A 14,610-nucleotide genomic window follows, 5' to 3' on the forward strand; every position below is an offset into this window, starting at 1 on the left:
ATGGTGGCCTTCGGAGCGTCGTCTCCGAAGGCCATCTTTTTGGAAGCGAACATCATGCTTGCGACCACCACGCCCGCCGGCGATGTCCCCATGCTCGGCTATGCGGTCATGGACCGCGACCATGTCGATTCCGTTGCCCTGCTGCAGGCCGCCTGCGATGCGCCGACCGGCGAACTCCGGGCGCCCTTCGCCGCCTTCGCCAAGCATCTGCGCGAGCATTTCGCCCGCGAGAATGCGCTGATGACGCAGCACGGCTTCTTCGCCCTGCACTGCCACATGGACGAACACGCCCGCGTCCTGAAGGTGGTCGCGACGATGGAAGCGGAGTTAGCGGAGGGCAAGGAGGACCGCGCCCGCCTGTACGTCACCGAGCATTTCCCCGACTGGTTCCACACCCATCTGGCGACGATGGACCGGGTGACCGCAGATTTCCTGGCGCAGGCGGAGGCGTGAGGATTCGGCAGCTGGCTGCCCCCTCCCCATCCCTCCCCACCTTCGGTGGGAGAGGGGGTAGGACGCTTGTAAGCATGACGTCGTCGAAAAGCGGCGGCAGTCCCCTCTCCCGCGATCGGACCGGCCTTTGGCCGGCCGAGGGCGGGGAGGGTTAGGGAGGGGGCATCACGCGAGACGCCACGCCCTCCAACAGAAACCCCAAAACTGGAAAGGGGCCGGAACCTGCTCGGTTCCAGCCCCTTATGGATGGTGGGCGCACAAGGACTCGAACCTTGGACCCGCTGATTAAGAGTCAGCTGCTCTACCAACTGAGCTATGCGCCCATCCGTAGGAAATGTTCAAGAGATGGTGGGCGCACAAGGACTCGAACCTTGGACCCGCTGATTAAGAGTCAGCTGCTCTACCAACTGAGCTATGCGCCCATCTCTTGATGCCATGAACTTAGCCGAAACGAGCCGACTGTTCATCGCGCCGGCCAAGCCGTTGTCCCGGCCGGTGTGGCGCGGTTTATAGCGAAGGGCTTTTGGCCTGTCGATAGCAAAATCGCACCCCATGTGAATTTTTTGGCGCGCGCTTTTCGGTGGCCGAATTCCACCCCCGGCGGCTACACCGGCGCTGTCGAATTTGGGCATCGGGCTTGGGCATCGGGCCAGGGCATCGGAACGGGAGATCGGGAATGGGCGGCTGGACCGAAGGCTATGTCGGCGGCATCGACTATATCCGCGCCGTCTATCGTGACTGGTCGCCGGCCCTGCTGTGCTTCGCCCTGACGCTGCGCGGCTGGCGTCCGCCCGAGGCGCTGCGCCGCGGAAGCTTCGCCATGGCGGAACCGGGATGCGGCCATGGGTTGACCAGCGCGCTGCTGGCCGGCGCCCACCCGGCGGCGCGGTTCGAAGCGATGGACTTCAACCCCTCGCACATCGCCGGTGTCCGCCGGCTGGCCGCCGATGCCGGGTTGGCCAATGCCGACTTCCTGGAAGAGAGCTTCACGGAGTATGCCCGGCGCGACGGGCCGATGCTGGACGCGGTCGCCCTGCACGGCGTCTGGTCCTGGGTGAGTGCCGAGAACCGGGCGATCCTGCTGGAGGTGCTGCGCCGCCGGCTGGCGCCCGGCGGGGTCGTCTTCGTCAGCTACAATGCCCTGCCCGGCACGCTGGTCCATATGCCGCTGCGCCGCCTGCTGGTGGAACGCTGCGCCGAGGGCGACGGCCCCCTGCCCGACCGCATCGCCCGGGCGGTCGAGTTCGCCTCGCGGATGGCGGCGCAGGGAGGCGGCTGGCTCGGCGCCACCGACGGCGTGGTGGAGCGGATCGAGCAGCTTCGCCACAAGTCGCCGAACTACATCGCCCACGAATATCTGAACGGCGACTGGACGGCCTTCTACCACGCCGACGTGGCGCGCGAGCTGGCAGCCGCCAAGCTGGAGTTCGCCGGCGCCGCCGTGCCGATGGAGCAGCTGCATGACCTCATCCTGTCTCCGGCGCAGCAGGCGCTGGCGGCGGAGGCGAGCGACCCGGCCCAGGCCGAGACCCTGCGCGACGTGATGACCAACCGCAGCTTCCGCCGTGACCTGTTCGTGAAGGGGGGCGAGCGGCTGGGCAAGGCGGAGCGGCGCACGCTGCTCGGCGGCACCGGCTTCGCGCTCCTGGTGGCCGCCGACGACCTGCCGGAGGTCGCCTCCACCCCCGTCGGCCGCCTGCCCTTCCCCCGTGCGCTCTACCAGCCGCTGGGCGAGGCGCTGGCCGACGGGCCGCAGAGCCTCGACGCGCTGCTCGCCCGCCCGTCCCTGGCGGCGCAAGGGGAGGAGGCGGTGCTGCGCGCGCTGGTCCTGCTGACCAGCCTGTCGCTGGCCGCACCGGTGATGCCGGAGGATGGGCTTGCCGAGCGCCGCGCCTCGACCGACCGCTTCAACGCCGCGGTTCTGGAGCGCCACCGCTTCGGCGACACGCCGGGGCAACTCGCCTCGCCGCTGCTGGGTGCCGGCGTGCCGCTGTCACGGATCGAGGCGCTGTTCCTGCTGGCCGCCCGGCTGGGCGAGGAGCCCGCCGCCTTCGCCTGGCGCCACCTGTCGGCCGACGGCATCACGCTCGGCCGCGACGGCGAGCGGTGCGAGGGGGATGAGGCCAGCCGGGCCGAACTGGCGCGCCGGCATACGGCCTTCACGCAGCGGCGGCTGCCGTTGCTGGAAAGGTTGGGGGTGGTTTGATGGGCTCGGGGCGGTGATCGGCCTCGACGCCCCCACCCGGCTTCAGCGCTCGACGACGACCTTCGGCAGCTTCTCGGCGATGCCGTAGAGCGCTTCGCGCCGGCGGATTTCGGCGAACACGTCGTCCGGATGGATGTTCAGCGTCGCCCACAGGACCGACAGGTTGTACAGCAGGTCGGCGCTTTCGTTGATGACGCCCTGGCGATCCTCGTTCATGGCGTCCAGCGCCACCTCGACCGCCTCCTCGCCCACCTTCTTGGCGATCTTCTTCGGACCGGCGGCGATCAGCCGGGCCGTCTTGGACTGCGCCGGGTCCATCTGCTGGCGGTCGAGGATGGCGGCGTAGAGGCGGATCAGGTCGTCGGTCATCAGGAAGGGTGTGTCTCGTCTGCGGGAGGGAACTGCATCTTGTTAACCTGATCGTTCCGCAACGAAATTGCTATCCCCCATCGGCCCGGTCCCAAGCCGCACCATCGCCTTATGCCTTGCGGTATCGCCCCCCGAGGCCGCGGTTCGCGCGGCGCGCCCTCAGTTCGTCCCCGGCCCGCCGCTTCCGCCCACCGGATCGTAGGAATGGTCGGCCTTCGGGCGCTCTTCCAGCAGGGTGTGGCCGGTGCTGACGAAATGGACGACCTCGGCGATGTTGGTGGCGTGATCGCCGATGCGCTCCAGGTTCTTGGCGATCATCATCAGGTGCATGTGCGCCATGAACTGGTCCGGCGCGGCCAGGGCCGACCGTTCCACCTCCGCGACGAGGCTGGTGTAGAGCGCGTCCACCTCGTCGTCGGTGCGCCAGATGCGCAGGGCGGCCTCGCTGTCGCTGTCGACATAGGCGTCGACCACGGCGCTGAGCCGTTCGCGCACCAGCCGGCCGAGCTGCGGCAGGCCCGACAGCGAGGCTGAGTCGGCAAGGCTGAAGATGGCGACCGCGCGCTTGGCGGTGTTGGCGGCATGGTCGCCGATGCGCTCCAGGTTGCCGGCGATCTTCAGCGCCGCCACCACCTCGCGCAGGTCGTCGGCCACCGGCTGGCGCAGGGCCAGCAGGCGCATGCAGTGCGCCTCGATGTCATGTTCGAAGGAGTCGAGTCGCGCGTCCGACTCGACGATCTCCCGCGCCAGCTCGGGATTGCGCTGGGCCAGGCAGGTCAGCGCCTGATCGATCTGCGTCTCCGCAGCGCCGGCCATCTGAACGATGGCGGATTTCATCCGCTTCAGCGCGTCCTCGAACGCGGACACGATGTGCGGAGCGGAGGTCTTCATGGTCGCCAAACCCTTCCCGGCGGTCTCATCCGAAGCCAGGACCATAACGCCCGGACGTTACGGTACGATGACAACGCCTATGACGAACGGCCCCTATGACGAACGGGAGATCCGCTCCCCTGCGCGGCGGTTGAATTGCCCGGTTGATTTTGCGCCGCAGCATCGGCACACCTCTGCCGTCTCCGCATCTTCCCTAATCAACAGCCCCGCCGAACCTGCCATGATCGAACGCCGTTTTGAACAGATCATCTTCGCCAGCCGCTGGCTGCTCGCCCCCTTCTATCTCGGGCTCGTGGTCTCGCTGGTCGTCCTGCTGGTGAAGTTCACCCAGGAAATCCTGCATATCCTTCCCCATGTGCTGGACATGAGCGAGAAGGACGTGCTGCTGGCCGTGCTGACGCTGATCGACCTGTCCTTCGCCGGCAACCTTCTGCTGATGGTGATCTTCGCCGGCTACGAGAACTTCGTGTCCAAGATCGACGTGGCCAATCACGAAGACCGGCCGGACTGGATGGGCAAGGTCGATTTCGGCGGGCTGAAGCTGAAGCTGATCGCCTCCATCGTCGCCATTTCCGGCATTCATCTGCTGAAGGCCTTCATGAATCTGGCCCAGACCTCGAAAGAGGAACTGATGTGGCTGGTCATCATCCACATGACCTTCGTGCTGTCCGGCGTTCTGCTGGCCTTCATGGACCGGCTGGAGGGGCACCACGCCCATGCGGCCAAGCCGGCCGGCAAGACCGGCACTGCGCATCACTGAGAATCTCCACCGGTCGGCGGCCAATTGCCCGTTGCGGCGCAACATGGTTCGGACTAGACACTGAAGGGTCACACCGGCGGACAGGCCATCGGCAGATCAGGATGGGGTTCACCGCAAGGGCCGGCCGCAAGAGTCCGTCCGTTGACGGAAAATTAACCCTGATCCGCCAGTTTCGCCTTCACCAGACACCGCAAGGGGCGGCGGGCGCCGGCGAACCGGAACCTGCTTTCGCGACACGGGTCAGGCCTGCCGGGCGCACTCTCCGCTTGAGCGTGCGGACGCATTCGACTATGGAACCGGCGGCGGGCATGCTATGCCAGTCGCCGCCGGCTCGGCCGTCTCAACCGCTTTGATAGAGTTCGTCAGCTCCATGCTCTCCAAACTGCTGGGCGTTCTGTCCGCCGACATGGCGATCGATCTGGGCACGGCCAACACCCTGGTCTATGTCAAGGGCCGCGGCATCGTCCTGAACGAACCGTCCGTCGTCGCCATCGCCAACGTGCGCGGCAAGAAGCAGGTCCTCGCCGTCGGCGACGAGGCGAAGATGATGCTCGGCCGAACCCCCGGCAACATCCAGGCCATCCGGCCGCTTCGCGACGGCGTCATCGCCGATTTCGAAGTCGCGGAGGAAATGATCAAGCATTTCATCCGCAAGGTTCACAACCGCCGCAGCTTCGCCAGCCCGCAGGTCATCATCTGCGTGCCGTCGGGTTCGACCGCGGTGGAACGCCGGGCGATCCAGGAATCGGCGGAGGCCGCCGGCGCCCGCCGCGTCTTCCTGATCGAAGAGCCGATGGCCGCCGCGATCGGCGCCGGGCTGCCGGTGACGGAACCGACGGGCTCGATGGTCGTCGACATCGGCGGCGGCACCACCGAGGTGGCCGTGCTGTCGCTGGGCGGCATCGTCTATTCGCGGTCGGTGCGCGTCGGCGGCGACAAGATGGACGAGGCCATCATCGGCTACATCCGCCGCAGCCATAACCTTCTGGTCGGCGAAGGCTCCGCCGAGCGGATCAAGAAGGAAATCGGCTCCGCCTGCCCGCCCGAGGACGGCGAGGGCCGCATCCTCGAGATCAAGGGCCGCGACCTGATGAACGGCGTCCCGAAGGAGCTGATCATCTCGGAGCGCCAGATCGCCGAGTCGCTGGCCGAACCCGTTTCGGCCATCGTCGAGGCGGTGAAGGTGGCGCTGGAGCACACCGCTCCGGAACTGGCTGCCGACATCGTCGACAAGGGCATCGTGCTGACCGGCGGCGGCGCCCTGCTGGGTAACCTGGACTTCGTCCTGCGCCACGCCACCGGCCTGCCGGTGTCGATCGCCGACGATCCCCTCTCCTGCGTGGCGCTCGGCACCGGCCGCGCGCTGGAGGAGATGAAGACGCTGCGAAACGTCTTGGTCAGCGCCTACTGATTGGTGTATCCCTGGTTGGAAGGCCTCCGGTCCGACGCCCATCCCCCGGGCGGTGAGGACCGGAGACGGACCGCGTATCTGGACGGGAATTTCCTGTGAAGTCACGCTCATCCGGCTCCGTCATCCGCCTTGCCGCGCCTTTGCGGGCCCTCGCGCAGCGTTTCTCCTTCCTCCTCCTGGTCCTGGCCTCCATCGCGCTGATGATGGTCGGCAAGATCGAGTCCGTCTCGGTGGACAGCGCCCGCGCGCGCGTGACGGACGCCTTCGCCCCGATCCTCGATGCCATCTCCCGCCCTGCCGCGACCGCCGCCCGCGTCGTCGAGTCGGTGGTGGAGCTTGAAAACGCCTTCGACGAGAACCAGCGGCTGAAGGCGGAGAACGCCCGGCTGCTGCAGTGGAAGCAGGCGGCCCTGCGGCTGGAGGCGGAGAACAACAGCCTGCGCAGCCTGCTGCGCGTCCGCCCGGAGCCCTCCGTCAACTACATCGCCGCCCGCGTCATCGCGACCCCCGGCAGCTCCTTCGTCCGCACGCTGGTGGTCACCGCCGGCCGGCGCGACGGGGTGCGCAAGGGACAGGCGGCGCTGGCCGGGGCCGGTCTGGTCGGCCGGGTGATCGAGGTCGGCGAATGGTCGTCCCGCATCCTGCTGCTGACCGACATCAACGCCCGTGTCCCGGTGGTCCTGGCCAACACGCGCCAGCGCGCCATCCTGGCCGGGGACAATTCCGATCAGGCCAAGCTGCTCTATCTCCCGCCGGAATCGCCGATCCAGGTGGGCGAACAGGTGGTGACCTCCGGCGACGGCGGCCTGTTCCCGCCCGGCCTGCCGGTCGGCGTGGTGACGGCGGTGAGCGAGCGCGGCGTGCGCGTGCTGCCCAGCGCCGACCTGTCGCGCATCGAGCATCTGCGCCTGGTGGATTTCGGACTGCCCGGCACCGACCTGGATTCGTCGCCGGAGTGGAAGTGAGCCGATCCGACAGCGCTCCGGCGGGAAGGCCGCCGGCATGACGGCGACGTTCTGGCAACGGGTGGACAAGGCCGGGCGCAATCTGGCGCCCTTCGCCGTCACCGTCATGATGGTCCTGGTCGGCATGATCCCGGTGCCGGTGCCGGGCTATGCCCCGGTGGCGCCGAACCTGACGCTGGTGTCCGTCTATTACTGGACGATCCACAGGCCTGACCTGATGCGTCCGGGGGTGGCCTTTCTGATCGGGCTGCTGCAGGATTTCCTGATCGGCGGGCCGCTGGGCGTCAATGCCCTGATGCTGGTCGTGGCGCAGTGGGCGGTCCTGAACCAGCGCCGGGTCTTCCTGGCCAGCACCTTCGCGCTGCTGTGGTTCGGCTTCACCCTGGTGATGGCCGGTGCGGTGGTGCTGCAATGGCTGGCCTTCTCCGCGCTGGATTCAGCCGCGCTGTCGATCTTGCCGGCGCTGTTCCAGGGCCTGCTGACGGTGGCGGTGTTTCCTGCGGTGGGCTGGCTGCTGATCCGCGTCCATCGCGCGTTCTTGAACGGGTAAAGGGTCCCGGCGGTTTCATGAGTTCGATCGATCGCGATACCGACCGTTCCCGCCTGCTGGCGCGCCGCGCCCTGGTGCTGGGCGGCATCAAGCTGGCCGGGCTGTCCGCGCTGGTCGGTCGGCTCTATTACCTGCAGGTTGTCGAATCCGCGCGCTACACCATGCTGGCGGAGGAGAACCGCATCAGCCTGCGGCTGATCGCCCCGTCGCGCGGCACCATCGTCGACCGGTTCGGCGTGCCGCTGGCGGTGAACGAGCAGAACTACCGCGTCGTCGTCGTGTCGGAGCGCACCCACAACATCCAGGAAACGCTCGACAAGATCTCGCGCATCGTGCCGCTGACCGACGGCGACCGCCGCCGCGTCCTGCGCGAGCTTCACCGCAAGCGCCGCTTCGTCCCCGTCACGGTGCGCGAAAACCTGACCTGGGAGCAGGTGGCGACGCTGGAGACCAACACCCCCGACCTGCCCGGCGTGGCGATCGAGGTGGGCGAGCTGCGCCACTACCCGCAGGCGGAGGCCACCGCCCATATTCTGGGCTATGTCGGCGCGGTGTCGGAAGCGGAGTTGAGCGGCAACAGCGATCCGGTGCTGTCGCTTCCCGGCTTCCGCATCGGCAAGGCCGGCATCGAACGCTATCACGAGAAGGTCCTGCGCGGTACCGCCGGCACCAGCCAGCTGGAGGTCAACGCCGTCGGCCGCGTCATCCGCGAGCTGTCGCGCGACGAAGGGCAGTCGGGCCGCGAGATCCAGCTGACCATCGACATGGCGCTGCAGCGCTTCGTCCAGGAACGCCTGTCGAAGGAGGTCAGCGCGTCGGCGGTGGTGATGGACGTGCACACCGGCGGCATCTACGCCCTGTCCTCCCATCCCAGCTACGACCCCAACCAGTTCACCATGGGCATCAGCGCCGAGCTGTGGGAGGAGCTGCTGTCCAACCAGGCGACGCCGCTGAACAACAAGGCGGTGGTTGGCCAGTATCCGCCCGGCTCCACCTTCAAGATGATGGCGGCGCTGGCGGCGCTCGAATCGGGGATCGTCAGCAGCCGGCACACCGTCTTCTGCCCCGGCCACATGGAGCTGGGCGACCACCGCTTCCACTGCTGGAAGCGCGGCGGCCACGGCACGGTCGATTTCGTCGGGGCGCTGCGCCATTCCTGCGACGTGTTCTTCTACGACGTGTCGCGCCGCATCGGCATCGACCGCATCGCCGAAATGTCCAACCGCTTCGGGCTGGGCGCCCGCACCGGCATCGACCTGCCGCATGAGCGCGCCGGGCTGATGCCGTCCATCGCCTGGAAGAAGGCGACCTTGGGCAAGGGCTGGGACATGGGCGAGACGCTGGTCGCCTCCATCGGTCAGGGCTATGTGCTGGCGACGCCGCTGCAGCTGGCGGTGATGACCTGCCGGCTGGCCAATGGCGGCTATGCGGTCAAGCCGCACCTGACCAAGCAGATCAAGACCGTCAGCGGCGAACAGACCGCCTGGCCCAGCATCGGCGTGAAGAAGGAGAATCTCGACATCGTGCTGCGCGGCATGAACGAGGTGACCAACGCGCCCAACGGCACCGCCTTCAAGTCGCGCATCACCGAGGTCGGGTACGAGATGGCCGGGAAGACCGGCTCCGCCCAGGTCCGCCGCATCACCATGGCGGAACGCACCACCGGCGTGAAGAAGAACGAGGATCTGCCCTGGCGCGAGCGCGACCACGCCCTGTTCGTCGCCTACGCCCCGGTCCAGGCGCCGCGCTATGCCTGCGCCGTCTTCGTGGAGCATGGCGGCGGCGGTTCCACCGCGGCGGCGCCGATCGCCCGCGACATCCTGCTGGAAACCCAGAAGCGCGACCCCGGCCGCGCCGCCGTCGCCGAAACTCCACCCAGCGGACTGGCAGAGCCGCGGGGCTGATACTGCGAAGGCAAGCGGCCGGACGGCCGCGCCCGCCGTTTGAGGGCGAGCGTAAAGCCTGATGTGTCATGCTTTACGCTCGATGATATGAGGTCTCGTGATCGGAGCGATGCTGCCGACAAGAGCCTGTCCGGGCTCCCTGCGCCCTCAGACCACCTGCAACCCGAACAGCGCCGTGCCGAGAAGACGGGCATCGTTGTTGCGAGGATCGACCGTCACAGGGCGGACAGCATCAGGCGCGTCGATCCACAGGGTCACAAGATCGCCCTCCCTGTCCTCGCGCCGGGGAATCGGCACGGCCACCGACACGGCTTGACCGGCACCCAGCTTGGCCTCGACCGGCTGTGCGAAGTTCAGGGAGAGGAAGACCGACTGCCGCTCGCGATAGGGTAGACCTGCCAGCGTGACGAGCAGCGATTGAGGCGCGGTCCCCGGTATGCGCAGAACGACGATCGCCTGCCTGCTGGTCCAGATCCAATTCCCCTCATGGTCATGGAAGCCGGTCCAGCCAGACAGAACGGAGCCGATTCCCCCCGCCACCGGGTATTCCCGCCCCCGCAGCAGGGTGACGATCGGCGGAATTGCCGGGATGTAGCGCCTGCTCCCGTCATTGCCTCCGGCCGCCTGGGGAGCCGAAGCGGCATGCGTCCCGGTGAGGCGGTTGCGGGACCGCATCCAATGGTCGGTTTGCGCCATGAAATCGGCATTCCAGCGGGCCTCGGTCGCAGCCGCCAGCACCGGATCCAGCTTTCCCTGGGTGCGCAGCCAAGCGACGTCGCGCAGCCGCTGGGCACAGACCATGAGCTTCAAGGCCGCGGAGTGTTCCTGACCGGCAAGTTCCGAACCCGACCACCCGCTGACCCGATGGCTGTTTCTGGCATGCTGCCGCCAGCCGACCAAAGGGCGTGACCGGTAATGGTGGGTTCCGAGCAGGGTTGCCCTGAAGCCGGTGAGCAGATCGAGGCCGTAAGGGCAGAGTTCCGGGTCAAGCGGAGGAAATGCCTCGATCACGGAACGATGATAGGCCGACGAGGCGCCCAGCCAGCACGGTTCCGTCTGCCGGTCGACCAGCGTGCTGGGGTCGTCGAAATCCATGTCCGGCATCTCCGCACCGCTCAGGGAGATCGGGACGCCCCCCTCGCTCAGCAGGACCGCATTGGACGTGAACAGCCGGCAATCCGGATGGGCGGCGAAATGATCGATGATCGTGTCGAGCCGACCCGGCAGGGTGATGTCGTCGCTGTCCGCCTGGATGAGCAGCGGTGCCCGCGAGAAGGAGACGAGGGCGGGCAGCATGCCGTGACCGATGGCCTGGCTGTTCCGCATCACCGTCGCAGCCACCTCCGGCCGGCCGGCCAGCCGTTCCAGCGCGATGGAAAAACTGCCGTCTTCGGACCCGTCGTCGATCAGAACGAGTTCAGTGTCTGATCGCCATTGCGAAAACAGGCTGTCCAACTGCTGGCCGATCCACCCCGCATGATTTCGCAATGGGATGAAAACCGTCGCCGCAAAGCTCTGATGCGGAGCGGCCGGCGGCTGGACGGAGCTATCCTCGGACCACCGGTCGATAGCGCCGGCGATTTCATCCGCACCATAATAGCTGCTGACGTTCGGGTGGCTGTAGATCGCCTCCAATGCCGGACGGGGCAGACGAAACCGGCTCTTCAGAGCCCGGTAGATCTCGCTCGTCGGTTTGGTCGTGCCGTCATTGGAATGCGGCAGCTGGAACTCCATTCCCGGAAAGAGTTCGGCCAATCCGTTCTGGATCGCCGTCGGTGCGCTCTCGTGACGGAACAGCAGGAGGCGGACATTTCCCCTGGTGAGGATCGAATAGCCGCGCTCCCGATCGAAAGCATGCGCCTGCAGATCGAAACCGAATGGCTTCTCGATCTCTTCCCGGAACCAGATCAGGGGCGCCCGGATCATCCGCTCCAGATAAAGGCGATTCGGATCGCCGTCGGGCGTATCCCGGAGCCACAGATCGCCGATGCGCGCGGCGAGAGCCTCCGCCGTCGCTTCCGCCGTGGCGGCAAGGCAGTCCGCGAAGTCGGCTTCGAGGTTCTGCATGGCGACCGAGATCGAGCGGGCGATCGGGTCGCGGACACCGCTGACGATGGTTACGGACTCACCGGCGGCCATGGCCTCGGCCAGACGGCGGGCAACCCCGGGCGCCTCGGTGTGAAACAGCGGCATGTTCTGCCCGGTCGTCGCCCGTGAGGCAAGAGCACGCGCCAAAGGTTCGTGCAGCCAGGATTCGAGCCCATGGCTGTTGAAGACCTCACCCGGAAATCGCGCGGCCAGCAGCTCGGTTATGGAGGTTGTGCAGACCTTGGCATAGGTAAGGACAAGGATCATGGTCTTGCTCATGTGGCGGCGGCGAACAGGGTGATTGGGCGTCCGCTTGGCTACGGGCCGCTTACCCTATGGATCACGCACCGCTGCGTCCTGCTCTCGCGAAGGCAAGACGGTTCCGGATGGATGTCGGACGATTGCAAATGGCTATGGAGCCATCCGGCATGTCATTTCGGACGACGGCATTGACGCCGATCCGGCAGTCGTCACCGATGGTGACCCCGGCATGAATGCGTGCGCCCATCCCGATCATGCACCGCTTACCGATCTGCACATCGCTTGCCACGGTCGCATGGGGCAGGACGACGCTGAAATCACCGACCGCGACCCGCGCACCCAGAACATTGTGCGCAAAGAGATGAACGTGCCTGCCGAGATCGACATCGGTGACGACCGCGAAGGGACCGATGTAGCCCCCCTCGCCGATCCGGGCGTGAGACGAAACCACCGAGGATGGATGGATGATTCGAGGCCACCGACAGCCACGCAAGGCCGGGCGTTCGCGGATGGATTGAGCATGATCGGGGTCCGCAACCGTCAGGAGAGCGTCGACCTGCGCGCCATCCACTTCATCGATGAAACCGACCTCATGCCCGAGAACCGATCCGGCAGGTCGGTCATCCACAACTCTGCTGATGGTAATTCCCGCGGTTTCCAGAATACAAATTAGATTGCGAGCGTTCCTGCCCCCGCCAACCAGCAACAGGCCCTCGGATACAGGGGGAAAGGAAACACTCATTTCAATCACGCTTCTTAGGTGTTACGCATATTCATAACCAGCCAACTAAATCCTATCATCTCTTACTCATTCGAACAATATAATGAGACAAAAGCGATACAAGGATGCAGCTTTCAGCTTAGGGTAGCAGTCCCCGTCGAGTCCCTTGCACCTTCCCGCTCCAGCTGGTCGGGGAGGAAAAGATGGCTTCGCGAAAATGCGCATCTCCAATAGAAAAAGCGCGCCCCCGAAGGGACGCGCTTTCCGGCAAACCGACTTGGCTTTCGCCGGATCAGTTCTTCGACTTGTCGACCAGACGGCGCTCGGCGATCCACGGCATCATGGCGCGCAGCTTCTCGCCGACCTTCTCGATCTCGTGCTCGGCATTGCGGCGGCGGATCGCCTTGAAGGACGGCTGGCCGGCCTTGCACTCCAGCATCCAGTCGCGGACGAAGCGGCCTTCCTGGATGTCGGTCAGCACGCGCTTCATCTCGGCCTTGGTCTCGGCGGTGATGATGCGCGGGCCGGTGCGGTAGTCGCCGTATTCGGCCGTGTTGGAGATCGAGTAGCGCATGTTGGCCATGCCGCCCTCGTACATCAGGTCGACGATCAGCTTCACTTCGTGCAGGCACTCGAAGTAGGCCATCTCGGGGGCGTAGCCCGCCTCGACCAGCGTCTCGTAGCCGGCGCGGATCAGCTCGGTCAGGCCGCCGCAGAGCACGGCCTGCTCGCCGAACAGGTCGGTCTCGCACTCTTCCTTGAAGGTGGTCTCGATGATGCCGGCGCGGCCGCCGCCATTGGCCGAGGCGTAGGACAGAGCGATGTCCAGCGCATTGCCCGAGGCGTTCTGGTGAACGGCGACCAGCGACGGCACGCCGCCGCCACGCTGGTATTCGCTGCGCACGGTGTGGCCGGGGCCCTTCGGCGCGATCATGAACACGTCGAGGTCGGCGCGCGGCTCGATCAGGTTGAAGTGGACGTTCAGGCCGTGCGCGAAGGCCAGGGCGGCGCCCTGCTTCATGTTCGGGGCCAGATCGTCGCGGTACAGGTCGGCCTGCAGCTCATCGGGGGTCAGAACCATCACCACGTCGGCCCAGGCGGCAGCCTCGGCCGGGTTCATCACGGTGAAGCCGGCGGCCTCGGCCTTCTTGGTGGTGGCCGAACCCGGGCGGAGCGCGATCCGCACGTCCTTCACGCCGCTGTCACGCAGGTTGTGGGCGTGGGCGTGGCCCTGGCTGCCGTAGCCGACGATGACGACCTTCTTGCCCTTGATCAGGTTGACGTCGGCATCACGATCGTAATAGACGCGCATGGAGATGGTTCCTTGAATTCGCAACGAACGAAGACAGAGTGCGTTTCCTGCGGCGGATTACTCCATTGAGCAATGCCGCACGTCAAGGGAAACAATCGCTCGACGGAACGGCAAAATGCAAAGCTTCCTTGCGTTTTTGCCGCCCCAATCTTTCGCAGAATGTTTTTCTGCGGGTGCCAGCGCCTTAGAACGCCGCCGCCCCCTTCGACATGGCGACCACGCCGGTGCGGCTGGCCTCCACGAGGCCGAGCTGGCCCATCAGGCCGACGAAATCATCGACTTGCTCGGTGGTGCCGGTCAGCTCGAAGACGAAGCTGTTCAGCGTGGCGTCCACCACCTTGGCCTGGAAGATGTCGGCAAGGCGCAGCGCCTCGATCCGGCGGTCGCCGGTGCCGGCCACCTTGACCAGCGCCAGTTCGCGTTCCACCGACGGTCCCTCGTCGGTCAGGTCGTGGACGCGGTGGACCGGAACCAGCCGGCCGAGTTGCGCCTTGATCTGCTCGATGATCATCCGGGTGCCGGAGGTGACGAGCGTGATGCGCGACAGGTGGTCGGCGTTGTTCACCTCCGCCACCGTCAGGCTTTCGATGTTGTAGCCGCGGCCGGAGAACAGCCCGATGACGCGGGCGAGAACGCCCGGCTCGTTGTCCACCAGCACGGCGATGGTGTGCTTCTCGATCACGTTGTCCATGACGTCTTCCCCCTGTTCGTTCGTCGTC

General features: G+C 66.4%; 13 protein-coding genes and 2 tRNA genes. 7 read left to right on the forward strand and 8 right to left on the reverse strand.

All coding sequences use genetic code 11. The features are described 5' to 3' along the window. The first annotated feature begins 54 nt into the window (after positions 1–54). A complete protein-coding gene (locus AB8P05_RS05595) occupies positions 55–453 on the forward strand; it encodes a bacteriohemerythrin (RefSeq protein WP_472759120.1) in 399 nt (132 codons plus the stop codon). Between the two features lie 247 nt (positions 454–700). Here the strand turns inward: AB8P05_RS05595 and AB8P05_RS05600 are convergent. Both AB8P05_RS05600 and AB8P05_RS05605 read right to left on the reverse strand, forming a co-directional pair. Next, positions 701–776, reverse strand: a tRNA-Lys gene (locus AB8P05_RS05600). Between the two features lie 23 nt (positions 777–799). Then, positions 800–875, reverse strand: a tRNA-Lys gene (locus tag AB8P05_RS05605). A 254-nt stretch (positions 876–1,129) separates the two neighbouring features. Here AB8P05_RS05605 and AB8P05_RS05610 point away from each other — a divergent pair. After that, the gene (locus AB8P05_RS05610; protein WP_472759121.1) at positions 1,130–2,659 is read left to right on the forward strand and encodes a methyltransferase regulatory domain-containing protein; all 1,530 of its coding nucleotides are present in this window, start codon (positions 1,130–1,132) and stop codon (positions 2,657–2,659) included. Positions 2,660–2,701: 42 nt separating this feature from the next. Here AB8P05_RS05610 and hisE read toward each other — a convergent pair whose 3' ends face one another. Together hisE and phoU are read right to left on the reverse strand one after the other, a co-directional pair. Further along, positions 2,702–3,028 (reverse strand): phosphoribosyl-ATP diphosphatase, encoded by a 327-nt coding sequence (gene hisE, locus AB8P05_RS05615; RefSeq protein ID WP_455172271.1) that lies wholly within the window; start codon positions 3,026–3,028, stop codon positions 2,702–2,704. 159 nt (positions 3,029–3,187) lie between these two features. Beyond that, a complete protein-coding gene (phoU, locus tag AB8P05_RS05620; RefSeq protein WP_455172272.1) occupies positions 3,188–3,919 on the reverse strand; it encodes a phosphate signaling complex protein PhoU in 732 nt (243 codons plus the stop codon). 220 nt (positions 3,920–4,139) lie between these two features. Between phoU and AB8P05_RS05625 the strand changes: the two genes are divergently transcribed. The 5 genes from AB8P05_RS05625 to mrdA all read left to right on the forward strand — a co-directional run bounded on the left by AB8P05_RS05625 (position 4,140) and on the right by mrdA (position 9,509). Further along, entirely contained in the window at positions 4,140–4,679 is a 540-nt protein-coding gene (locus AB8P05_RS05625) for a TIGR00645 family protein (protein ID WP_472759122.1), read from the forward strand. A 370-nt stretch (positions 4,680–5,049) separates the two neighbouring features. Continuing rightward, on the forward strand, positions 5,050–6,090 hold the full coding sequence (locus AB8P05_RS05630) for a rod shape-determining protein (protein WP_012974729.1): 1,041 nt from the start codon (positions 5,050–5,052) through the stop codon (positions 6,088–6,090). Between the two features lie 95 nt (positions 6,091–6,185). Next, on the forward strand, positions 6,186–7,055 hold the full coding sequence (gene mreC / locus AB8P05_RS05635) for a rod shape-determining protein MreC (protein WP_455172274.1): 870 nt from the start codon (positions 6,186–6,188) through the stop codon (positions 7,053–7,055). 37 nt (positions 7,056–7,092) lie between these two features. Next, the gene (mreD, locus tag AB8P05_RS05640; RefSeq protein ID WP_455172275.1) at positions 7,093–7,605 is read left to right on the forward strand and encodes a rod shape-determining protein MreD; all 513 of its coding nucleotides are present in this window, start codon (positions 7,093–7,095) and stop codon (positions 7,603–7,605) included. 17 nt (positions 7,606–7,622) lie between these two features. Continuing rightward, positions 7,623–9,509, forward strand: a complete 1,887-nt coding sequence (mrdA, locus tag AB8P05_RS05645; RefSeq protein WP_455172276.1) for a penicillin-binding protein 2 — start codon at positions 7,623–7,625, stop codon at positions 9,507–9,509. A 147-nt stretch (positions 9,510–9,656) separates the two neighbouring features. Here mrdA and AB8P05_RS05650 read toward each other — a convergent pair whose 3' ends face one another. From AB8P05_RS05650 to ilvN, 4 genes are all read right to left on the reverse strand, one after another. Next, on the reverse strand, positions 9,657–11,876 hold the full coding sequence (locus AB8P05_RS05650; protein ID WP_472759123.1) for a glycosyltransferase: 2,220 nt from the start codon (positions 11,874–11,876) through the stop codon (positions 9,657–9,659). A gap of 61 nt (positions 11,877–11,937) precedes the next feature. Then, entirely contained in the window at positions 11,938–12,600 is a 663-nt protein-coding gene (locus AB8P05_RS05655) for an acetyltransferase (RefSeq protein ID WP_472759124.1), read from the reverse strand. 271 nt (positions 12,601–12,871) lie between these two features. Continuing rightward, entirely contained in the window at positions 12,872–13,891 is a 1,020-nt protein-coding gene (ilvC, locus tag AB8P05_RS05660) for a ketol-acid reductoisomerase (protein WP_455172279.1), read from the reverse strand. Between the two features lie 184 nt (positions 13,892–14,075). After that, a complete protein-coding gene (gene ilvN, locus AB8P05_RS05665; protein WP_472759125.1) occupies positions 14,076–14,582 on the reverse strand; it encodes an acetolactate synthase small subunit in 507 nt (168 codons plus the stop codon). Positions 14,583–14,610: the final 28 nt, after the last annotated feature.

The sequence above is a fragment of the Azospirillum sp. VT-I1 genome (assembly GCF_055698305.1).

Excerpts from the sequence above, each read along its gene's own strand:
- AB8P05_RS05625 (WP_472759122.1), top strand. The coding sequence starts at position 4,140 with ATGATCGAACGCCGTTTTGAACAGATCATCTTCGCCAGCCGCTGGCTG.
- AB8P05_RS05595 (WP_472759120.1), top strand. The coding sequence starts at position 55 with ATGCTTGCGACCACCACGCCCGCCGGCGATGTCCCCATGCTCGGCTAT.
- ilvN (WP_472759125.1), bottom strand. The coding sequence starts at position 14,582 with ATGGACAACGTGATCGAGAAGCACACCATCGCCGTGCTGGTGGACAAC.
- phoU (WP_455172272.1), bottom strand. The coding sequence starts at position 3,919 with ATGAAGACCTCCGCTCCGCACATCGTGTCCGCGTTCGAGGACGCGCTG.
- hisE (WP_455172271.1), bottom strand. The coding sequence starts at position 3,028 with ATGACCGACGACCTGATCCGCCTCTACGCCGCCATCCTCGACCGCCAG.
- ilvC (WP_455172279.1), bottom strand. The coding sequence starts at position 13,891 with ATGCGCGTCTATTACGATCGTGATGCCGACGTCAACCTGATCAAGGGC.
- AB8P05_RS05610 (WP_472759121.1), top strand. The coding sequence starts at position 1,130 with ATGGGCGGCTGGACCGAAGGCTATGTCGGCGGCATCGACTATATCCGC.
- mreD (WP_455172275.1), top strand. The coding sequence starts at position 7,093 with ATGACGGCGACGTTCTGGCAACGGGTGGACAAGGCCGGGCGCAATCTG.
- mrdA (WP_455172276.1), top strand. The coding sequence starts at position 7,623 with ATGAGTTCGATCGATCGCGATACCGACCGTTCCCGCCTGCTGGCGCGC.
- AB8P05_RS05655 (WP_472759124.1), bottom strand. The coding sequence starts at position 12,600 with ATGAGTGTTTCCTTTCCCCCTGTATCCGAGGGCCTGTTGCTGGTTGGC.
- AB8P05_RS05630 (WP_012974729.1), top strand. The coding sequence starts at position 5,050 with ATGCTCTCCAAACTGCTGGGCGTTCTGTCCGCCGACATGGCGATCGAT.
- AB8P05_RS05650 (WP_472759123.1), bottom strand. The coding sequence starts at position 11,876 with ATGAGCAAGACCATGATCCTTGTCCTTACCTATGCCAAGGTCTGCACA.